The sequence below is a fragment of the Bacillota bacterium genome, from assembly GCA_009711825.1.
In the GTDB taxonomy this organism is placed as follows: domain Bacteria; phylum Bacillota; class Proteinivoracia; order UBA4975; family VEMY01; genus VEMY01.
The window spans coordinates 82,572-102,363 of record VEMY01000003.1 but is presented as its reverse complement, the minus strand read 5'-3'; the positions used below and the strand labels follow the sequence as shown (position 1 = coordinate 102,363).

The following is a 19,792-nucleotide window of genomic DNA, read 5'->3' as shown; positions in this document are numbered from 1 at the left end:
CATGTGTAGTATCCGGTGACTATGGCGGAGAGGTCCCACCCGTTCCCATACCGAACACGGAAGTTAAGCTCTCCAGCGCCGATGGTACTTGGGGATTTCCCCCCGGGAGAGTAGGTCGTCGCCGGATCCTTTATTCCTCAGTAGCTCAGCGGTAGAGCAACCGGCTGTTAACCGGTAGGTCGTAGGTTCAAATCCTACCTGGGGAGCCATGTAAAAAAACGCCCACTGAAATTTTTCAGTGGGCGTTTGTGCTTTTTGAATTAACTTTGCCACCACAGTGAAGACAATGCAATCGCAGGTCAGGAATCGTCCCCGGAGCAAGTGGCGACGAGAATCCAGGCGGGGCTTTGGTCGGGCTCGTAGGGTGTCTGGTTAAAGCTGGCGTATTGGATTTGGGGAACAAGCGATTCTGGCAATTCGTTGATTAATTCCTGAGCGGTGAAGGGCCAAAGGGTGACTGCCGAGCTGTCGCCCGCCTCCTGTGTCCGGAGTCGGGCGGTAAAGGTGATGGAGCCGTCGTGATTGTAATCATATAGACGTGTAAAAGTTAGTTCGGGATCTTCACGTTTGATTTCCGCCAGTCCCGGCGGCTTTTCTTTCAGTATCCGGGTATAATTGACGGTTTGGATAACCAGGGTTCCGTGTGGGGTGAGCCGGCTAGGCAGCAGGTCTAACCACGCTTTGCGCTCAGCGGGACGCAAGTGGGGCAACGTGTTTCCGATGCAGACAATAAGGTCATAACGCTGATTTGTGTTCTCGGTATAGTGGAGCAGATCATCCAGCACAAAGTTTGCATTGGGCAACTGCCGCTCGCGAGCTTGGTTTAATAGGTGTTCTGAGAGATCGACTCCAGTGGTCATAATCCCCCGGCTTGCCAGCCAGTTGGTCAGCTCGCCGGTTGCGGCTCCCAGGTCCAGGGCGACAGCGGGAGTTGAATCCACAAGTAATTTCTCAAAAAAAGATTTTTTCGCCCCTGCAAACGGAAATATGTTATCATAATAGGCACAAAACATTTGATAGAATTTCATTTAATCACCTCTTGGCAAATAATGCTGCGAACCTTTTGCTAGTATATCCAGTCTAACATATATAAGCTAGTATGAGCGGCTGGGATTGGGTGGAGCTGTCTGTTTCTAACCAACATTTACAGCTTTCAAGTGGACAAGCATCTTGCTATACTGTTGACATAACCACTGAAAAAACTATCGGGGAGAGGGATATTATTGAAGAGACTAAAGTTAATCGCAGTATTCATTGCACTAGTAATTTTGGGTGGCTGTGTTGTCAATGCCTTTGCGTACCCGTTTCTTGGACGTACAGAGCCACCGCAAATTGATCCGCCTGACCACTCGGATAACGGCAACAGCAACGATCAAGATGATGATCCAATCGATGAGGAACCTGAACCCGATCCCGAGCCGGAGCCGGAAGCGCGGATTCCCCGCCCAGAACATGTGCGCGGGCTCTATATAAGCGGCTATGGGGCTGGTTACTCTAATTTGCGGGACCCGATTCTCGATCTGATTGCCAACAGCGAGCTCAACTCCCTGGTTATTAACGTAAAAGACGATAATGGCAATATCGCTTATCAGGATACACAGGTGCAGCTGGCCATCGATGCCGGTGCTCCCATGAACCAGGTCAATATGGAAGAATTCTTCGAAATTCTGGAAGAACATCAGATTTACCCAATTGCCCGGATTGTTGTGTTTAAGGACACGTATATCGGTGAACACAAACCGGAATGGGCTTTGAAAGATAAAAACGGTAACGTCTGGAAGCAGGGCAAGAATATCTGGATTGATCCCCGGCACAAAGATTTCTGGGAGTATATCATTGACCTCTCCATCGAAGCCGCCGAAATGGGCTTTGGCGAGATTCAATACGATTATGTGCGCTGGCCTTCCGATGGTGCCGTCAGCCAAATTGCCGATATGCCACCAGGCAATCTAACCGATCAAGGTCCGTACGAAAGAACCGAAGCGATAGCGGAGTTCCTTGCCTACGCCAAAGAGCGGCTAGAGCCCTACAATGTAGAGGTTTCAGCAGACATTTTCGGCCTCATTGGTTCTGTGCCCCATGAAATGAACATTGGACAACAGCTAGAACTGCTACTGGAGACCGAAATAGATTTGCTCAGTCCGATGATCTATCCCGGACATTATGCCAACGGCAGTTACGGATTGGCTAACCCCAACCGTTACCCCTATGAGACCGTATATCACAGCACCAAAGACTACCTGGAACGGATGGAGGCCTTTGGCACAGAGGTTTATTTGAGACCTTGGATTCAAGACTTTAATGATTGGCATGACCCGAGCTTCCATTATGGCGAAGAGCAGATTCGCGCGCAAATTCGGGCCTTAAGAGAGCTGAGCGTAACCGAGTATTTAATGTGGAATGCCGGCAACCGCTATAACCAGAATGCTTATACTGACAACTATAACGACTGATAAAAGGGTCGGAACTTTTTCCGGCCTTTTTTAAAACTTTTTTTTTCGATTGGGCGTCAGGTGTGTAGAGGAGGGGTAATTTGGAGGTTGCATTAATCAAAGAGGCGCTGGCGGGCAAGCCGTCTGCGGCAGAGCAGTTGACCCGCAGTAATTACCGCCTGGTTTTTTCCTTTATTTACCGAATGACGGGCGATTATCACTTGGCAGAAGACTTAACTCAAGAGGTGTTCATCAAAGCGCTGGCAGCGTTGGCTTCATACCGGATGGACGGCAGGTTTGACAGTTGGCTTCTGTCCATAGCGTCCAATCGGGTAAAAGATCATTGGCGCGGGCAACGACGCCGTCCAACAGTGCCCCTTAGCGAACAGGATGCTCCGCAGGAAGATGAAATAAACTCAATCATTGAACGCCAAAGTCATATTGAACAGATAAATAAAGCCTTTGGCGGCTTGTCTCCGGTGCAAAGGGAAGTGATAGTCCTGCGTTATTACCATGAACTTAAGCTGGAGGAGATTGCCCGGATAACTAATGCGCCTGTTTCCACGGTAAAGTCCCGGCTGCGTCAGGGGCTGTTGCGTTTGCGCGATTATCTAGGGGGTGAAGGTCTGTGAATAAAAGAATGCTCGACGAAATCGGAAGTGAGGCCGGGATGGAGGCCAGGGACTTGGCTGTTCTTGGTCAGGCGATGGATAATTATCTTGTGCAGTTGCCCGATTCAATTATCGAATCCCATGCCAAACAAATTGTTAAACAAAGTTTTCCAAAGCTGCTTCTAAGAATTTTTTTACGGTGGCTGGTGCGTGTCATACTCACATTAGGGTTTTTGCTTTTGCTGTCATATGTACTTTGGCTGCTGTGGCTGTAGGCAATGGACCCTGTCTGGGAGGCTCCATTTGACTTTTAAACGTCAAGATGGTATAATTATTGGCGTTGGTGAAGTAACAGCCCTTAGTAGGTACAGGTGAGTCGGTTCATGCCTTTGGCGGGTTCCGGTCAAGCCTGCGCAGCAAAGCCGAAATTGGCTGGCGAAAAACTATGACAATTTGAGAAAAGGGACCTCGCTCCGGTCCAGGTGGGCCGGGGTTGGCCTACCGTATGGTGGGTCAGGGTGAGTGTAGCAGCGAAACCCGGGTACTCTGTTCTTGCTGATAGCAGACAGAGGACCTGGGTTTTTTGTTTAAAAAATTACTGGGAGGAAAAGGTTATATGCGTAAATTGTTTGGTTTGTTGGTTGTTGGGCTGATGATTGTGGTAGTTGCCGGGTGTGGCGCAACAGACACCCTGGCGGAAGTAGAGGAAAGAGGATATATTGAGTTTGCCATGAGCGGCGGCTATCCGCCCTTCAATTATTATAACGATGCCGGGGAACTGGTTGGCTTTGACGTCGAGATTGCCGCCGAAGTTGCCGAACGGCTGGGCGTAGAGTCTCGTCCGGTAACCAATGATTTTGATGGTTTAGTTGGTGGCTTGCAGGCCGGCAATTTTGACGGCATTCTTGGTAGTATGGCGATTACGCCAGAGCGATTGGAGGCGGTGGACTTCTCTGACCCCTATTACTACTCTGGTGCCCAGTTGGTTGTGGCTACAGACTCATCGATAGAAGACGTTTCTGATATCACCGAAGATATGCGTATTGGTGTGGTAACAGGCACAACTTTCGCTGATCAGGTAAATGAATGGGGTGCCGAGGCGGTATATTATGACAGTGACGCGTTGACTCTACAGGAGTTGAACGTCGGTAATGTGGACGGTGTCATCACTGACCGCTTGGTGGCTCTGATTAATGCCGATGAGCGTGGATTTGACATTCGCATGGTCGGCGATTATCTCTATCTGGAGGAATGTGCGGTTGCCGTTCGCCAAGGCGATGATGACTTGCGTGAAGCAATTAACCAGGCCCTGGAAGATATGCGTGCTGACGGCACGTACCAGGAAATTAGCGAACGTTACTTCGGCGAAGATATTGGCGTTAAGTAATCAATCGTACTAACAAAAGACTAGAATGCACGGCATAGCGCATAAGTGCGCTATGCCGTCTTATTGGGAGGGGCTGTTTTTGGAAACTTTTTTTAGATTTTTCTCCGATTATTTCTTTATGTTTGGGGACGCTGTAAAGATGACTTTGTACTTGGCCACATTGGGTATTCTAATTGGCCTTGTGCTTGGTTTGGTATTTGGTTTGATGAAGTTATCAAAAAACCCGATTCTCCGCTTTATTACCGGCGTTTATATCGGCTTCGTTCGCGGGACCCCGCTTTTGGTCCAGTTGATGCTTATGTACTGGGTTGTGGGTGCGTACGTCAATCTATCGGCGCCATTGCTCGCTTCAATTGGCCTCGGTATTCATAACGGCGCTTATTTGGCGGAAATTTTTCGCGGCGCAATCCAATCAATTGCCCGCGGTCAGATGGAGGCGGCCCGCTCATTGGGGATGACCCACTATCAGGCGATGCGTAGGATTATCTTGCCGCAAGCCTTAAAACGGGCAATTCCTCCCATGGGTAACCAGTTTATCATTGCCGTAAAAGACTCATCGTTGGCTTTCTCGATATCTGTCATGGAAATCATGGGCCAGACCCGGGTGTTCTTCGGGTCCAATTACCAGCCGTTTCCGATGCTGGCCATTGCCTCAGTGTATTACTTGATTTTGACCACAGGTCTTTCCGTGATTGTTAATATGATTGAACGCTATTTGTCCAAAGGGGAGGTGCGCGCATGATTAAAGTTCGTGGTTTGAATAAGTGGTTTGGCAAGCTCCATGCCCTGAAGGATATTGATTTAGACGTAGAGGCCGGCGAAGTGGTGGTGATTATCGGTGCCAGCGGCTCCGGGAAGAGTACTCTGCTCCGCTGCATTAACTATCTAGAAGAGTATCAGCAGGGCGAGATTTATATCGATGGCGAGCTACTGGAAGCCAATGCCCGGAAAATCAATCTGATGCGGGCACAGGTTGGCATGGTCTTTCAACGCTTCAATCTCTTCCCCCACATGACTGTGCTGGAAAATGTTTGTGAGGGGCCAATCCAGGTGCGGGGAATAGCAAAAGATGATGCAGAAAAACTGGCGGTAGACCTGCTCACCAAGGTTGGTTTGGAGGATAAGATCACCGCCTGGCCCTCTAGCTTATCCGGCGGACAGCAGCAACGGGTGGCTATTGCCCGGTCGCTGGCCATGGAGCCAAAATTGATGCTCTTTGATGAGCCCACTTCCGCATTAGATCCGGAGCTGGTAGGCGAGGTTCTGACAGTAATGAAGGATCTGGCCAAAGAAGGCATGACCATGGCGGTTGTTACCCACGAGATGGGCTTCGCCCGGGAAGTGGCCGATCGCGTAATTTATATCGATGAAGGTGAAATCATTGAGCAGGGTTGTCCTGATTCAATCTTTGACAATCCGCAAGAGGAAAGAACTCAACAATTCTTAAGCAAAATTCTATAAAGAAAATCCGGTCCTTGGGCCGGATTTTTTGTTGTGAACTGTTCGGGAAGGCAATCCATGTTATAATCTGAGCATGGAGGGATAGAAATGGCAAATGCAAAAACAAATGTAATCTATTCATTTTCCGCAGAGCATAAACCGGTTGCAGAAATTGCTTCCGGCGAAACCCTGGTGGTAGAAACCGCCGATTGTTTTAACGGTCAGGTGCACAGCGAAGAGCAGGATCTGGCAAAAGTGGACTTTTCCCGGGGCAACCCGGCCACCGGCCCTTTCTATATAAACAACGCCAATCCAGGCGATGGCCTGCAGATAGAGATTTTAGAAATCAAGCTGGCGGAACGGGGAGTGATTATTGTTGCCCCTGGCCAGGGAGTGCTTGAAGATATCACGGAGCCAAAGGTGCGGGTTCTGGAGTTAGCGGGTAATTTCGCCCGTTTTACTGAGAACATTACCATACCAGTGCGGCCAATGGTGGGCGTGATTGGAATCGCCCCCGCTGAAGGTAGCGTAGACACCACCTGCCCCGGCAAACATGGAGGCAATTTGGACTGCAAGGAGCTTTCTCCAGGCAATAAAATTATTTTGCCCGTGGCCCACAGCGGCGGTTTATTGGCCCTGGGGGATGTGCACGCCGCCATGGGCGACGGTGAGCTGGCCGGATGCGCTTTGGAGGCGGGCGCGGAGGTAAAGCTGCGAATTGATATACTGCCGGGGCAGGCCCCAGAGCACCCACGGATTGTCACCGAAAAGGGAACAATTATCTTGGCCAGCGCCTCTTCTACCGACGCCGCGCTCCGTGAGGCCGCCCGTGAAGCTGTTTTGCTGCTGGCGGAGGAGCACAGCCTGAGCTATGCCGAAGCATACATGCTGGCTGGCTCCGTTTGTGACCTGGGATTAAGTCAGGTTGTAAATCCGTTGAAAACTGCAAAAATATTTGTCCCCCGGTTGGTATAAACTATTGCCAAATCCGGGGATTTTTTTTATAATAGTAATTGGTCAAGGAAAGTCAAAGTCAGTGCAGAGGTGATTTTATGAATATGGCCGATTTAATAGAAAAGCATATTAAAAACCTGCTTAACAATAGCAATGATAACCAGGTTGTACTTAGGCGGAATGAGTTGGCGCAAATTTTTGGTTGCGCCCCTTCCCAGATAAACTATGTAATCCAAACCCGGTTTTCTGTTGAGAAAGGCTATGTCATTGAAAGTCAGCGAGGGGGCGGTGGCTTTGTCCGGGTGATGCGTTTGGACTTAAGCAAGGTTCAAGACCTGCCTCTAAAAGATCTGAGCAATCGCGCCGTCAGTCAGCGCCAGGCGCTGGACATTATTTGTTGGTTACGGGACCATGATTTAATCAGTGCCCGGGAAGCCAGAATCATGTCCAGGGCAGTGGACAGGGCGGTCCTGGAGCTGCCTCTGCCAGAGCGGGATCTTTTACGTTCCCGCCTGCTGGTTTCAATGCTCACAGCAATTATTGCCGAGGAGTGATTTTAATGAAATGTCAAAACTGCGGTGAACGGGAAGCGAGGATTAATATCACCCAGATTGTCAATAATCAAAAGAAAGAAGTCCACTTATGTCACCAATGTGCCCAACAGGGTGGTTACTCTGACCCCGTGTTTGGTCTGCACAAGCTGCTGACAGGCTTGGTCGATTGGGAGCCCCAGGCGCCTGCTTCCCGAACCTGTCCCCAGTGTGGCTTGACCGAACAGGGGTTTCGCCAAACCGGGCGCCTGGGATGCGAGCAGTGCTATAAAACCTGGGAGCCCCTGGTGGAGACAATACTTGGCCGTATTCACGGGCGCCTCGAACACACCGGCAAAGTTCCCAAAAGTGCCGGCGAACACGTACGCAGAAGTCGCAAAATTCAAGAGCTGAAGGCGCAATTGGAGCAGGCTGTCCGCGAAGAACAATTCGAGACTGCGGCCCGGCTGCGGGACGAAATCCGGGCTCTGCAGCAAACTAAGGAGGGGGCAGAAGATGGCAATTAAGTCATTTGGTCAGAATCTGAGTCGGTGGATGGACGGTGAGGCCCCCCACTCCACGGTGGTTATCAGCAGCCGCATGCGTTTGGCCCGCAATTTTGGAGAGTTCACATTTCCCGGCCAGGCTGAGGAAGGACAATTGGACGAAGTGCAAAACCAGATTCGCCGCTGGTGGAATAACGGTGGTCTCAAGGGCCTGGGCGAAACCAAATTTGTCTCGATCAAGGAACTGCCGGCATCCGAACGTCAGGCCTTGGTGGATAAACACCTGGTGAGCCCGGCATTAATCAAGAATCCGGGAGCTGCGATTGTCAACGCCGATGAATCAGTAAGCATCATGATTAACGAAGAAGACCATTTACGTATCCAAGCGTTGCTCCCAGGCTTGCAACTGGCTGAAGCCTGGCAGGCTGCCAGCGATACCGATGATTTGTTTGACGCCCGGTTTCGCTATGCATGGTCTCCGGAAAGGGGATTCTTGACCAGCTGCCCGACCAATGTCGGCACTGGGATGCGCGCTTCGGTGATGCTGCACTTACCCGGGCTCGCTCTCAACGGCTCATTGAATCAGGTTCTTGGAGCTGTCGGCAAGCTGGGCTTTGCGGTCCGTGGCATGTATGGCGAGGGGTCAGAGGCCCAGGGCAATATTTATCAGGTCTCCAATCAGGTTACCCTGGGGCAGAGCGAAGAACAAATTACCGAAGCCCTGAATCGGGTGGCCCTGCAAATTATACGCCATGAATTGGATTCCCGGGAACAGTTGGTAAAGAACAGTGAGAATGCCCTGGCCGACCGAGTTTGGCGAGCCTATGGGGTTTTGGCCCACGCTCGCACCATTGAATCCCGGGAGGCCATGGAGTTAATTTCCAATCTGCGGCTGGGAATTGACTTGGAATTAATCTCGGGAATCAAACCGCAAATTTTTAATGAACTCTTGGTGTTCATACGCGCCGGCTATCTGCAGAAGATTTTTGGCCGTGAGCTTGCGCCCAGGGAAAGGGATATGTACCGAGCCCAACTAATCAGAGAAAGTTTGGTTAAACAATAGGAGGTGTTTAACATGTTTGATAACTATACCCAGCGTGCTAAACAAGTTTTAGTCCGTTCTCAACAATTGGCTGTTAAGATGGGGCATTCTGTTGTCGGGACAGAGCATTTGCTGCTCAGTCTGTCGGCTGATGAACAGGGTATTGCGGCCCAGGTGCTAGGCCAAATGGGTCTCAATGCTCAGCGATTGCAGGAGCAGATACGCCAGGCTATGGGAGAAAGCAGCGCCCACCAGGTACAACAGGCAGTTCCATTTTCTCCCCGCTCCAAGCGGGTACTGGAATTGGCTGCCGAAGAAGCCCGCGGCCTTGGCCACAATTATGTCGGCACCGAACATTTACTTCTGGGGCTGCTTCGGGAAGGGGAAGGAGTTGCCGCCCGGCTGCTTGTCTCAAATAATCTCGATTTGGACGGAGTGCGTCAGGCGGTGCTGGCGGCTTTGGGCGCCCAAACCCCGGCTGGCGGCGGCAAGCCTTCTGCAAAAGGTGAGCAGGCAACCAAAACCCCGACATTGGATTCCTTTGGCCGCGACCTTACCAAGGAAGCGGAGTCCGATAAGCTGGACCCGGTTATTGGTCGCGAGCAGGAAATTGAACGGGTAATCCAGGTCCTCAGCCGCCGCACCAAGAACAACCCCTGCCTGATAGGCGAACCTGGTGTGGGCAAGACGGCGATTGCCGAGGGGCTTGCCCAACGGATTCACGAGGGCTCTGTTCCGGAACTGCTAAAGGGCAAGCGTTTGGTCACATTGGAGCTAGCATCGATGGTTGCCGGCACCAAATACCGGGGCGAGTTTGAGGAGCGTCTGAAAAAACTGATGGCTGAGTTGAAATCCGCTGGCAATGTAATTCTGTTTATCGATGAGCTGCATACGATAATTGGCGCCGGCAGCGCCGAGGGGGCCTTAGATGCTGCGAACATTATTAAGCCCGCCTTAAGTCGGGGCGAGCTGCAGACCATTGGCGCCACAACGCTGGACGAGTACAGAAAGCATATCGAGAAGGATGCCGCGCTGGAACGCAGATTCCAGCCAATTACTGTCGGCGAACCCAGCCAGGAAGAAGCAGTGGAAATATTGCGGGGCCTGCGGGATCGCTACGAAGCACATCACCGGGTGACAATTGGCGACGAGGCGATTGAGGCGGCTGTTAAGCTCTCTGCACGCTACATTCCTGACCGCTTTCTGCCGGACAAGGCAATAGACTTGATAGACGAGGCCGCATCGCGGCAGCGTTTGCGGACATTAACGGCGCCGCCAGATCTCAAGAGTTTGGAGCAGGAACTGGACACCGTGCAAAATGAATTGGATGCCGCTGTTCATAATCAGGAGTTTGAGAAGGCGGCGGATTTGCGGGACCGTCGCAAACAATTGCAAGAGGAGTTGGAGCAGCGTAAAGAAGACTGGGAAAGCAAACAGAGTGCCGACAAGCCGGAGATATCGTCCGAAGATGTGGCACACATTGTCAGCAGTTGGACCGGGATACCGGTGCAGCGACTTGCCCAGGAAGAATCAGAACGTTTGCTGAATCTGGAATCCGAACTACACAAACGGGTTATCGGGCAGGAGGAAGCTGTCAAGGCGGTTTCCCGGGCTGTGCGTCGTGCCCGTGCCGGTCTCAAGGCGGCCAAACGCCCAATCGGCTCCTTTATTTTCCTGGGGCCAACCGGGGTAGGCAAGACAGAGTTGGCCCGCGCCCTGGCAGCAGTGATGTTTGGCGATGAAGATGCAATGATCCGTCTCGATATGTCCGAGTATATGGAAAAGCACACCACTTCTCGCCTGATTGGTTCGCCTCCGGGCTATGTTGGTTATGATGAGGGTGGCCAGCTCACAGAAAAAGTGCGTCGGCGTCCATATTCAGTGGTGCTGCTGGATGAAATCGAGAAGGCGCATCCTGAAGTGTTCAACACCTTGCTGCAGGTGCTGGAGGATGGAATTCTCACCGACGGTAAGGGGCGCCGGGTGGACTTCCGCAATACCGTGGTCATCATGACTTCCAATGTCGGCGCCCATACCCTCAACAAGGTGAAAACCATGGGCTTCCGTACCGATGATGTCGGCGCTGACTATGAGTCGATGCGCGATCAGGTTATGAGTGAGCTGAAGAGCACTTTCCGCCCTGAGTTCCTCAACCGAATCGACGATGTAATTGTCTTCCATGCTTTGGAGCGGGCGCATATAGATGACATCGTCCGTCTGATGTTGGGAGAGCTGGAAGTGCGGTTGGCAGAGCATGGGTTGAGTATGGAGGTTACTGCTGCCGCCAGGGAATTGCTGGCAGAGAAGGGGTTCGACCCCACCTACGGCGCGCGTCCGCTGCGCCGGGCTATTCAGCATTTGGTCGAAGATGAATTGGCGGAAGAGATGCTCAAAGGTAGTTTTGCCGCCGGTGATAGAGTAACGGTTGATGCCAAAGAGGGAGAATTAGTGTTTACTAAATAGCGTTTTCTAAATTGCAGAACGCAGGTTTAAAGATCTGTTCTAAGTATGTAAAAAACACCATCTGCCAGGGGTTTCCCGGGCAGTTTGCATGGGGCGTGAAGGGCAGGAATTTCCCTGGCGCCGGGTGAAAATTACTGTTATAATGGGTTAGAACGGGTTGTGATGAAAATGTCAAAGAAACAAAAAACAAATTTTTTATGCAATAACTGCGGCTATGAAGCCTTGCGCTGGCTGGGGCGTTGTCCATCCTGTCAGGAGTGGAATACCCTGCAGGAGTTTTCGGTTGGCAACAAGTCCCGGTCCGGTTCTGTTTCAGTTCGTGCCGCTTCCCGGCCGGTAGCCATTACCGAGGTGGAATCTGCAGAGGAGAGTCGCTGGCCCACCGGCATGGCTGAGTTAGACCGGGTTTTGGGTGGCGGAATAATCCAGGGCTCTCTGATTCTGATCGGTGGTGAACCGGGAATCGGAAAATCTACGATGTTATTGCAAGTCAGCGCCGCATTGGCCCGTTCCGGCGGCAAAGTGCTTTATGTGACCGGTGAGGAATCATCGCGGCAAATTAGTCTGCGCGCTCACCGGGTAAATGCGTTAGACACCAGTGTTTTGCTTTTGGCAGAGCACGATTTTTTTGCAGTTGAAACGGCAATCCGCGAGCACAAACCAGATTTTGTAATCATTGATTCAATACAGACCCTGTTTAATGATCAATTTTCCTCGTCCCCCGGCACAGTGTCCCAGGTCAGGGAATGTACTGCCGGCTTAATGCGTCTGGCCAAGGAGACAGGGTGCTCGGTGTTGTTGGTGGGGCATGTAACCAAGGATGGAAGTTTGGCGGGGCCCAAGACCCTGGAGCATATGGTGGACTGCGTGCTGTATTTTGAAGGTGACAGGCATCATACCTTCCGCCTGGTCCGGTGTGTCAAAAACCGCTTTGGCGCTACCAATGAAATCGGCGTGTTTTTGATGACCACCGCCGGTCTAAATCCGGTGGACAATCCTTCAGAACTATTTTTATCTCAACACAGTTCCCGTCAGGCTGGCTCGGTGGTAACGGCCACCCTGGAGGGGACCAGGCCGCTATTGGTTGAGATTCAAGCCTTGGTGGCCGGAAGTGGCTATGCCACGCCCCGGCGAATGGCAGACGGCGTTGACCATAACCGCACGGCTTTGTTGCTGGCCGTGTTGGATAAACGTGCAGGGCTGCATTTACAGGACCATGATGCGTATATTAATGTGGTAGGCGGTGTCCAGGTCTCTGAGCCCGCTGTTGATTTGGCGGTTATTCTGGCTGTGGCCTCTGCTTTCCGAGAGCGCCCGTTGCCCCGGAACATGATTGCTGTTGGGGAGGTGGGCCTGACCGGGGAAGTGCGTGCTGTTGCACGGCTGGATCAACGTCTTCGGGAGGCAGCCAAGCTCGGCTTTGCCCAAGCGGTAGTTCCCCGGGTTGAGTGTGTTGTTCCCCCGAATTTTAACGTAATCCCTGCGGACACGGTGTCCGAAGCAATAGATGCTGCTTTTGGAGGTGACAAAGATAGCTGAGATCAGATTGCCCAGCGAGGGAATATTTCAGGTTTTGAATTTGGTGGCGCCCGGAACTTTACTCCGGGAAGGTTTGGAAAACGTTTTGCGTGCCAAGACCGGTGCGCTGATTGTAATCGGCGAACCAGAGGATGTCATGCCACTGGTGGACGGCGGTTTTCGGCTTGATACCGAATTTACTCCTGCAAGCCTGTATGAGCTGGCTAAGATGGACGGCGCCATCATCCTCAGCCCCGATACTCGTAGGATTCTGTATGCAAACGCCATGTTGATGCCCGACCCCGGCATCCCCTCCACCGAAACCGGCATCCGTCACCGGACAGCGGAGCGCGTGGCCCGGGCGACAGGTCTGCTCACAATTTCTATCTCCCAACGTCGGAACATCATCACGTTGTATAAGGGCAGTGTCAAATATCCGTTAAAAGACATCGGTTTCATCCTCACCAAGGCTAATCAGGCCATACAGACCCTGGACAAATACCAATCGGTTTTTAATCACGCACTTTCTAACTTGGGTGTCCTGGAATTTGAGGAGATGGTGAATTTATCCGACGTTACCACTGTATTACAACGTTTTGAAATGGTTACAAGGATTGTTAAAGAAATAACGAAATATATTGTTGAGCTTGGTTCCGAGGGACGTTTGATCAAAATGCAGCTGGAAGAATTGATTGCCGATACCGATGAAGATGGGCAACTGGTGGTCAAGGACTATCTCGTTGCCGGCGACAATCGTTCTATTGAAGGCGTGTTATCGGATATGGCAGCGCTTTCCTCGGAGGAACTGCTGGACCTTACTAACTTCAGCAAAATTCTCGGTTACTCCGGCGCCGTTAGCGCCCTGGAGCAACCGTTGATCTCCCGGGGCCATCGTCTGCTCAACAAGATTCCCCGCCTGCCGATGCTTATTGTCGAAAACCTGGTGGCGGCATTTGGTTCTCTACAAAGCATAGTTGCCGCCTCCCTGGAAGAGCTTGACGAGGTTGAGGGGATTGGCGAGGCAAGGGCCCGGACCATCAAGGAAGGGCTTCGGCGGCTGCAACAACAAATGATTATTGACCGGCAGCGGTTTATATAAGGAGGTAACAGAGTGGGTTTGGCATTTCGTGAAGGCAAGTGGTATGTTATATGCTGTATTTTGTTATTGTTAATCGCCGGCTTGTTGCAAACCTGGCTGGTTGTCGTCCCCTTGGGAGCACTTATTTTCGTATTGTATTTTTTTCGCGATCCTGTGCGGCAGCCGCTAAAGAGAGCCGAAGCTGTGTTGGCGCCGGCTGATGGAACCGTAACAAAAGTCAGTCGAACCAATTGCCAATTTGTTGGAGATGACGCCTGGGAGGTAAGCATATTTATGTCCCCCCTGAATGTCCATGTCAATCGCAGTCCCGTGGCGGGCGAGGTAGTGGAAAGCGTGCATCGACCTGGTCGGTTTTTGCCGGCAATGAACCCGGGCGCTCCGTTGTACAACGAAAAAAACCTGATTACAGTCCAAGGGGATTTGCCGGTGAAAATCGTGCAAATTGCCGGGATTGTGGCCCGCCGGGTGGTTAGCTGGGTTCAGGGCGGACAAGCCGTCGCCCAGGGCGAAAAAATTGGTATGATAAAGTTCAGTTCCTGTACCCAGATAATATTTCCGGGCAATGTTTCCCCGTTGGTTAAAGTGGGAGATAAAGTGATAGCCGGTTGCACCATTATTGGGGAGAGAGTTGACTGATGCATCTCCTAAAAAAGATTCTCCCCAGTTTGTGTACGTTGGCGAACTTGGTCTTTGGACTCGTTGCTCTGGTGATGCTGCTCAACGAGCAATGGGACTGGGCTGGCGTCTACATTGTAGCCGGAATGCTCTTTGATGGATTTGATGGCCGCCTGGCGCGGTTTCTGGGAGTTAGCAGCGAATTTGGCAAACAGTTGGATTCTCTCTCTGACTTGGTAACCTTTGGTGTTGCTCCGGCCCTGTTAGCATACGCTGTCAGCCTTTCCCAGTTTGGATACCTGGGGCTGATCATCGCTTTCAGTTTTACGCTGATGGGCGCTTTGCGTCTCGCCCGGTTCAATGTGAGCAGCGGTAAGGCAGACGGTTATTTTATCGGCTTGCCAATAACGCTTACCGGAGGGTTTCTGGCTTTAACAATGATGTATGCAGCGTATATACCCGGGTGGATTATTGCTGTATTGACCCTGTTTTTGGCCTGGTTGATGGTCTGCACCATCAAGTATCCAGATTTCAAGACTGCGGGTGTGTCACGGCCGGTGGTGTTGGCAATTGTGGCAGTCTTAATCGCTGTAGTTATTTTGTTTAAATGGCATGCTTCTGCATTTTTCATGTTTCCCATAGTAATCTACGTTTTGGTTGGGATAAAAAATTATCTTGTGGACTATTGGCAGTACTATAGACGTCGCAGACAAGGGGGAGCCATATGAAAACTTTGCTAGCCTTGACTCTGGTGCTATTACTTGCAAGCGCTGGCTGTGCAGAGACTGGTCCGCAATATGATGTCGCCGTTGCAGTTGATGGCAATGGCTCCGTTTCCGGCGCCGGAGTCTATAAAGATGGAAGTTTGGTCGGGCTAAGTGCGGAACCAGAACCCGGTTATGAGTTCGCCGGCTGGTATGAAGATGAACAGTTGTTCTCAGAGCAATCAGTTGTCGAGTTTACAGCTGGGTCCGATCGAGAGCTTGTCGCCCGTTTCGATCCCAGACAATTTGTCATAGATCTCGAGATTGCTCCTTACGTTGGAACCGTTTCCGGCGCTGGCGACTATGCATATGGGGATTTTGTAAAACTCAAGGCCCAGCCTGCTGCCGGTTACGATTTTCTGCAGTGGGAGTCTGCCGGTGAAGTATTGGGTGCAGAGTCTGAATTTGAGTTTGCAGCTGCGGAGGACAAAAAAATTGTCGCTCGCTTCAGTTACCAGGGGGATCCGGTATACGACGGCAACAATCTCTTTGTTCCAGTTTTAAAAACCACCAGTCTTGGTCAGTTTGTTCCCGGTGATTTAGTGGACATCCCCAGCCGCATGAAACAAAACCCCAGTGCCAATCGTCAAGTGCGAATGGAGGTTCTAGAACATTTGGAGCAGATGTGGGAAGCTGCGCAGGTAGATGGTGTCACTCTGCTGGTGAACTCCGCATATCGATCTTATCAGACCCAGGTGAACTTGTTTACCAACTATGCCCGTCAGCATGGCGAGGAAGCGGCCAATCGGTTTAGTGCCCGCCCGGGGCAGTCGGAGCACCAATTGGGCACAGCCGTCGATTTTGGTGGCACCGACAGGGATTTCAGCGCTGGTTTCGCTGATACTGAGCCCGGGCAGTGGTTGCTGGCTAATGCCCACCGGTTTGGTTTTGCCCTCAGCTACCCTGAAGGCAGTGAGGATGTTAGCGGCTATATATATGAGCCCTGGCATTACCGCTATATCGGTGTGGAGGCTGCCACAGCGTGGGAAGAATCGGGCGAAGTGCTGGCCGTATTTTTGCAAACTGAAGCTCTGCCTGTGCTGGCAGACTAAAAAAGCCGCAGCATAAACGCTGCGGCTTTTTGTCAGGACAGATTGAACTTGCCCAGGGTTGAAACTTTGTCATACTCCCGTTCCAGAATCGCCAACAGGTCGGAATCAAGTAAATTACAAAGCGCCTCCAGATAAAAGAGATTGTTGCCCAATTCTGTTTCCACGACTTCCCGGCAGTACTCGCAGAGAGCTCCTTCAACATGGGTGCGGGTGTGCTCACTGATTTCCACCAGGCTTAGCTCGGGCGAAAATGGTTGTCGCTCAGCTCTGATCTTCAGAAAGCCGCAATTTGTGACCGCCTTGATTACAGACCTGTTAACCCGGGCGTTCGATTCCTGGTATTTGGATAATACATCTAGGATACTGCGGTGCCGAATCAAAAATTCTTCAACTTTCTGTTGGAAGCGTGTGCAATCAGCAACCTCTTTCACGGAATTACCCCGTTAACAAGTAATTATTATAGATTATACCGATATTGGTTTGGCAATGTCAATCTGGGTCCGGTGGAGGAGCAGGCAAATTTTTTATTGACAGTAGAGCCGCTGTATGTTACTATAAGCTTTTTTGACACCTCTTTTGCGTTATGCTAAACTATTGTTATGTCACAAAGGGAGGGCTGGCCATGTCCGTTTTTAAGGTTGGGGACAAGGTGGTGTACCCGATGCATGGTGCGGGCACTATTGTTGCAATTGAAAACAGAGAAATCCTGGGCAAAACCAAACAGTACTATGTCTTAAAGATGCCAATTGGCGACATGAAAGTGATGGTTCCGGTGGCAAACGTTGGCGATGTCGGCTTGCGTCAGGTTATTGATGCCGAGACAGTGCAACGGGTCCTTGAGGAGCTTCGCATCAAGCGCAGCCTCAGCACCGCTAATTGGAACCGTCGCTACCGGGCCCATTTGGACAAAATGAAATCCGGTGATGTTTTTGCCATTGCCGAAGTGGTCCGCAACCTGATGCTCAGAGAGCGGGAAAAGGGTCTGTCTACCTGTGAGCGAAAAATGCTCGATACAGCGCGGCAAATTTTGCTCAGCGAGGTGGCCCTGGCAAAGGGAATCGATGAAGAAATGGCCTCAAAATTACTTGCCCAGACCCTTGAATAGTGGTAGTCTGTTTAGTGTATAATAGTTGCCAGACAGCTGGGAGGTGAAAAATTGCTCGCAAAAATAGTACGCATAGTCCTAACACTTTTCGGTTTGTTGGCAGGCTATTCTCTTGTAAACGCTCTGCCGGCAATTCCAGCATTCACGCTTACTCCTCTGCCCGATGTTCAACTGAATATAACCATCGTCCTGGGCGCACTTTTATTCGGCCTTATCTGTTTCCTTATCGCTCCCTGGGCGACAAGCACAGTGGTAAACTTGGCCGGACTAATGGAACGTGCCGTGGCATTGGTTCCCGGCCAGGACATCGTTGCCGGCACGTTGGGCGTAATCATTGGTTTGGCAGTTGGCACCCTGTTAATTCAGCCATTTGGCGTTGTGCCGGTGGTTGGTCCTTATTTGCCCATTCTCAGTAATTTGCTGTTGGCCTATCTGGGCCTGGTTGTGGCAGTAAAAAAACGGGACGATATTTTCTCCGCGTTTTCCCGGGCACCCCGGGAAAGGGTTGCCCCTGCAGATTCATCGATGCCAAAAATTCTCGACACCAGTGTTATAATAGATGGTCGAATCGCCGACATCACTCATGCCGGATTTATCGACGGCAAGATTGTTATACCCAATTTTGTGCTTGAGGAGCTAAGGCATATCGCTGACTCATCCGACACCCTGAAACGCAACCGGGGTCGGCGGGGCTTGGATATACTCAACCGGATTCAAAAGGAACTAAAAGTGCCTGTCAATGTTTTGGATGATAATGTGGATGACGGACTTGAAGTTGACAGCAGACTTGTAAAGCTCGCTCAAAGGATGGGTGGGAAAGTTGTAACCAACGATTACAACCTGAATAAAGTCTGCGAGCTTCAGGGTGTGCCGGTATTAAATATCAACGAACTGGCCAACGCAGTAAAACCGGTTGTTCTGCCGGGTGAAGAAATGGATGTCCAAATCATAAAGGACGGCAAGGAATCCGGTCAGGGCATCGCTTACTTGGACGACGGCACAATGATTGTTGTCGACGGTGGCAAGTCCCATATTGGACAGGAAATCGGCGTCCTGGTGACCAGTGTTCTTCAGACTGCCGCCGGTCGGATGATTTTTGCAAAACTAAAACAGGAAAGAACGGGCTGAGTAACGCTATGATTACGGCAATTGTTGTTGCAGCCGGAAAAAGCACGCGCATGGGCGCCTCTGTGAATAAGCAGTTTATTGAGATTGCGGGTCAACCTGTGTTGGCCCGCAGCTTGTTATCCCTGAGTGATTTCGTTGACGATTTATTGATTGTTGCCCGCGCCGGTGAAGAAGGGCGGGCAGCGGCGGTAGCTGAGGCGGCTGGGTTGAACTGCCGGGTTGTAACTGGCGGAGCTACACGGCAACAGTCAGTATATAACGGTATTGTACATACAGAACATAGCGATTTGGTATTGGTCCATGATGGCGCCAGGCCGTTTGCCAGCGACAGTTTAATTCAGCGTGTGCTTCTTGCCGCCAGCGAGCACGGGGCCGCAATTCCTGGAGTGCCCGTGACAGACACGATAAAAGTCCTCGCCGGGGATAAGGTCCAAGCTACCCCTGAGCGCGACCGTCTTGTGGCTGTCCAGACACCGCAAGCATTCCGGCGGGAGCTGCTGTGGCGCGCGTATCTCAATGCCCAGCAACGGGGGATAATCGCGACTGATGACGCTTCCCTGGTGGAAGCTTTAGGGGAGCAGGTGACTGTTGTTGCGGGAGAGCCGGGGAATTTTAAAATCTCGACCCCGGAGGATTTGCGACGGATCGAGTCTGGAGGTACAGAGATGCGGGTTGGTACGGGTTTTGATGTTCACCGCTTTGCTGAGGACAGAGACTTGATTCTTGGCGGTGTGGCAGTGCCACATCACCAAGGTTTATTGGGGCATTCCGATGCAGACGTTTTGGTTCACGCCTTGATGGACGCTCTGTTAGGCGCTGCGGCGCTGGGGGATATTGGGCAACATTTCCCCGACAGCGATGCTCGGTGGGCCGGAGTCGACAGTTGCAAGCTTTTAGCTAGTGTCGTTGACAAGGTCACGGCGAAAGGCTATGCAGTTGGCAATGTCGACATCGTAGTTATTGCCCAAGTACCCAAACTCAGTCCGTTTATTCCGGAAATGGTGGACAGGCTTCAGGAAATACTTGGCATTGCTAAGGAAAACATAAATATAAAGGCAACTACCAGCGAAGGCCTGGGGTTTACCGGGCGCAGGGAGGGAATTGCCGCCCATTGTGTGTGCACGCTGGTGCCTGTGAGGAGGTAAT

The 19,792-nt window shown here is 51.4% G+C and carries 21 protein-coding genes, 1 tRNA gene and 1 rRNA gene; 21 read left to right on the top strand and 2 right to left on the bottom strand.

Annotated features, from left to right (window positions below; genetic code table 11):
- The first annotated feature begins 11 nt into the window (after nt 1-11).
- Nucleotides 12-127, top strand: a 5S ribosomal RNA gene (gene rrf / locus FH749_02140).
- Nucleotides 128-134: 7 nt separating this feature from the next.
- Nucleotides 135-209: transfer RNA gene (locus FH749_02135), tRNA-Asn, on the top strand.
- 90 nt (nt 210-299) lie between these two features.
- Here the strand turns inward: FH749_02135 and FH749_02130 are convergent.
- Entirely contained in the window at nt 300-1,028 is a 729-nt protein-coding gene (locus tag FH749_02130) for a class I SAM-dependent methyltransferase (protein ID MTI94274.1), read from the bottom strand.
- Between the two features lie 165 nt (nt 1,029-1,193).
- Between FH749_02130 and FH749_02125 the strand changes: the two genes are divergently transcribed.
- The 16 genes from FH749_02125 (at nt 1,194) to FH749_02050 (ending at nt 16,413) form a co-directional block, all read left to right on the top strand.
- Nucleotides 1,194-2,453: a hypothetical protein gene (locus FH749_02125; protein MTI94273.1), complete on the top strand. Its 1,260-nt coding sequence runs from the start codon at nt 1,194-1,196 to the stop codon at nt 2,451-2,453.
- 80 nt (nt 2,454-2,533) lie between these two features.
- Complete coding sequence (locus FH749_02120) at nt 2,534-3,064, top strand: RNA polymerase sigma factor (protein ID MTI94272.1); 531 nt, start codon at nt 2,534-2,536, stop codon at nt 3,062-3,064.
- Nucleotides 3,061-3,318 carry a hypothetical protein gene (locus FH749_02115; protein MTI94271.1) on the top strand — a complete coding sequence of 86 codons (258 nt, stop codon included), beginning with the start codon at nt 3,061-3,063 and terminating at the stop codon, nt 3,316-3,318. Before FH749_02120 ends, FH749_02115 begins: the two co-directional genes overlap by 4 nt.
- Before the next feature lie 341 nt (nt 3,319-3,659).
- Entirely contained in the window at nt 3,660-4,430 is a 771-nt protein-coding gene (locus tag FH749_02110) for a transporter substrate-binding domain-containing protein (protein ID MTI94270.1), read from the top strand.
- Nucleotides 4,431-4,548: 118 nt separating this feature from the next.
- Nucleotides 4,549-5,172 carry an amino acid ABC transporter permease gene (locus FH749_02105; protein ID MTI94269.1) on the top strand — a complete coding sequence of 208 codons (624 nt, stop codon included), beginning with the start codon at nt 4,549-4,551 and terminating at the stop codon, nt 5,170-5,172.
- On the top strand, nt 5,169-5,891 hold the full coding sequence (locus FH749_02100) for an amino acid ABC transporter ATP-binding protein (GenBank protein MTI94268.1): 723 nt from the start codon (nt 5,169-5,171) through the stop codon (nt 5,889-5,891). Before FH749_02105 ends, FH749_02100 begins: the two co-directional genes overlap by 4 nt.
- 87 nt (nt 5,892-5,978) lie before the next feature.
- On the top strand, nt 5,979-6,845 hold the full coding sequence (locus FH749_02095; GenBank protein MTI94267.1) for a hypothetical protein: 867 nt from the start codon (nt 5,979-5,981) through the stop codon (nt 6,843-6,845).
- A gap of 77 nt (nt 6,846-6,922) precedes the next feature.
- Entirely contained in the window at nt 6,923-7,378 is a 456-nt protein-coding gene (locus FH749_02090) for a CtsR family transcriptional regulator (GenBank protein MTI94266.1), read from the top strand.
- A gap of 5 nt (nt 7,379-7,383) precedes the next feature.
- Nucleotides 7,384-7,881, top strand: coding sequence for a hypothetical protein (locus tag FH749_02085; GenBank protein MTI94265.1), 498 nt, complete (start codon nt 7,384-7,386; stop codon nt 7,879-7,881).
- Nucleotides 7,877-8,923 carry a protein arginine kinase gene (locus FH749_02080; GenBank protein MTI94264.1) on the top strand — a complete coding sequence of 349 codons (1,047 nt, stop codon included), beginning with the start codon at nt 7,877-7,879 and terminating at the stop codon, nt 8,921-8,923. The genes FH749_02085 and FH749_02080 overlap by 5 nt, the downstream gene beginning before the upstream one ends.
- A 12-nt stretch (nt 8,924-8,935) precedes the next feature.
- On the top strand, nt 8,936-11,365 hold the full coding sequence (locus FH749_02075) for an ATP-dependent Clp protease ATP-binding subunit (protein ID MTI94263.1): 2,430 nt from the start codon (nt 8,936-8,938) through the stop codon (nt 11,363-11,365).
- Between the two features lie 168 nt (nt 11,366-11,533).
- The gene (radA, locus tag FH749_02070) at nt 11,534-12,904 is read left to right on the top strand and encodes a DNA repair protein RadA (GenBank protein MTI94262.1); all 1,371 of its coding nucleotides are present in this window, start codon (nt 11,534-11,536) and stop codon (nt 12,902-12,904) included.
- The gene (gene disA, locus FH749_02065; GenBank protein MTI94261.1) at nt 12,873-13,982 is read left to right on the top strand and encodes a DNA integrity scanning protein DisA; all 1,110 of its coding nucleotides are present in this window, start codon (nt 12,873-12,875) and stop codon (nt 13,980-13,982) included. Before radA ends, disA begins: the two co-directional genes overlap by 32 nt.
- 12 nt (nt 13,983-13,994) lie before the next feature.
- Nucleotides 13,995-14,618 carry a phosphatidylserine decarboxylase gene (locus FH749_02060; GenBank protein MTI94260.1) on the top strand — a complete coding sequence of 208 codons (624 nt, stop codon included), beginning with the start codon at nt 13,995-13,997 and terminating at the stop codon, nt 14,616-14,618.
- A complete protein-coding gene (gene pssA / locus FH749_02055) occupies nt 14,618-15,325 on the top strand; it encodes a CDP-diacylglycerol--serine O-phosphatidyltransferase (GenBank protein MTI94259.1) in 708 nt (235 codons plus the stop codon). The genes FH749_02060 and pssA overlap by 1 nt, the downstream gene beginning before the upstream one ends.
- Nucleotides 15,322-16,413, top strand: coding sequence for a hypothetical protein (locus FH749_02050; protein ID MTI94258.1), 1,092 nt, complete (start codon nt 15,322-15,324; stop codon nt 16,411-16,413). Before pssA ends, FH749_02050 begins: the two co-directional genes overlap by 4 nt.
- 32 nt (nt 16,414-16,445) lie before the next feature.
- On the opposite strand, the gene FH749_02045 is transcribed toward FH749_02050, so the two are convergent.
- The gene (locus FH749_02045; protein ID MTI94257.1) at nt 16,446-16,844 is read right to left on the bottom strand and encodes a DUF1573 domain-containing protein; all 399 of its coding nucleotides are present in this window, start codon (nt 16,842-16,844) and stop codon (nt 16,446-16,448) included.
- 191 nt (nt 16,845-17,035) lie between these two features.
- On the opposite strand from FH749_02045, the gene FH749_02040 reads away from it, so the two are divergent.
- Genes FH749_02040 through FH749_02030 form a run of 3 tightly spaced genes read left to right on the top strand, consistent with a single transcriptional unit; the run spans nt 17,036 to nt 19,791 of the window.
- A complete protein-coding gene (locus FH749_02040; protein MTI94256.1) occupies nt 17,036-17,518 on the top strand; it encodes a CarD family transcriptional regulator in 483 nt (160 codons plus the stop codon).
- Between the two features lie 51 nt (nt 17,519-17,569).
- A complete protein-coding gene (locus tag FH749_02035; protein ID MTI94255.1) occupies nt 17,570-18,646 on the top strand; it encodes a PIN/TRAM domain-containing protein in 1,077 nt (358 codons plus the stop codon).
- Nucleotides 18,647-18,654: 8 nt separating this feature from the next.
- A complete protein-coding gene (locus FH749_02030; protein MTI94254.1) occupies nt 18,655-19,791 on the top strand; it encodes a 2-C-methyl-D-erythritol 2,4-cyclodiphosphate synthase in 1,137 nt (378 codons plus the stop codon).
- The last annotated feature ends 1 nt before the right edge of the window (nt 19,792 follow it).

What these genes read in the sequence shown, in the direction of transcription:
- FH749_02110 (MTI94270.1), top strand. Translation starts at nt 3,660, where the DNA reads ATGCGTAAATTGTTTGGTTTGTTGGTTGTTGGGCTGATGATTGTGGTA.
- FH749_02100 (MTI94268.1), top strand. Translation starts at nt 5,169, where the DNA reads ATGATTAAAGTTCGTGGTTTGAATAAGTGGTTTGGCAAGCTCCATGCC.
- disA (MTI94261.1), top strand. Translation starts at nt 12,873, where the DNA reads ATGCTGCTTTTGGAGGTGACAAAGATAGCTGAGATCAGATTGCCCAGC.
- radA (MTI94262.1), top strand. Translation starts at nt 11,534, where the DNA reads ATGTCAAAGAAACAAAAAACAAATTTTTTATGCAATAACTGCGGCTAT.
- FH749_02040 (MTI94256.1), top strand. Translation starts at nt 17,036, where the DNA reads ATGTCCGTTTTTAAGGTTGGGGACAAGGTGGTGTACCCGATGCATGGT.
- FH749_02105 (MTI94269.1), top strand. Translation starts at nt 4,549, where the DNA reads ATGTTTGGGGACGCTGTAAAGATGACTTTGTACTTGGCCACATTGGGT.
- pssA (MTI94259.1), top strand. Translation starts at nt 14,618, where the DNA reads ATGCATCTCCTAAAAAAGATTCTCCCCAGTTTGTGTACGTTGGCGAAC.
- FH749_02030 (MTI94254.1), top strand. Translation starts at nt 18,655, where the DNA reads ATGATTACGGCAATTGTTGTTGCAGCCGGAAAAAGCACGCGCATGGGC.
- FH749_02050 (MTI94258.1), top strand. Translation starts at nt 15,322, where the DNA reads ATGAAAACTTTGCTAGCCTTGACTCTGGTGCTATTACTTGCAAGCGCT.
- FH749_02085 (MTI94265.1), top strand. Translation starts at nt 7,384, where the DNA reads ATGAAATGTCAAAACTGCGGTGAACGGGAAGCGAGGATTAATATCACC.
- FH749_02130 (MTI94274.1), bottom strand. Translation starts at nt 1,028, where the DNA reads ATGAAATTCTATCAAATGTTTTGTGCCTATTATGATAACATATTTCCG.
- FH749_02095 (MTI94267.1), top strand. Translation starts at nt 5,979, where the DNA reads ATGGCAAATGCAAAAACAAATGTAATCTATTCATTTTCCGCAGAGCAT.
- FH749_02075 (MTI94263.1), top strand. Translation starts at nt 8,936, where the DNA reads ATGTTTGATAACTATACCCAGCGTGCTAAACAAGTTTTAGTCCGTTCT.
- FH749_02090 (MTI94266.1), top strand. Translation starts at nt 6,923, where the DNA reads ATGAATATGGCCGATTTAATAGAAAAGCATATTAAAAACCTGCTTAAC.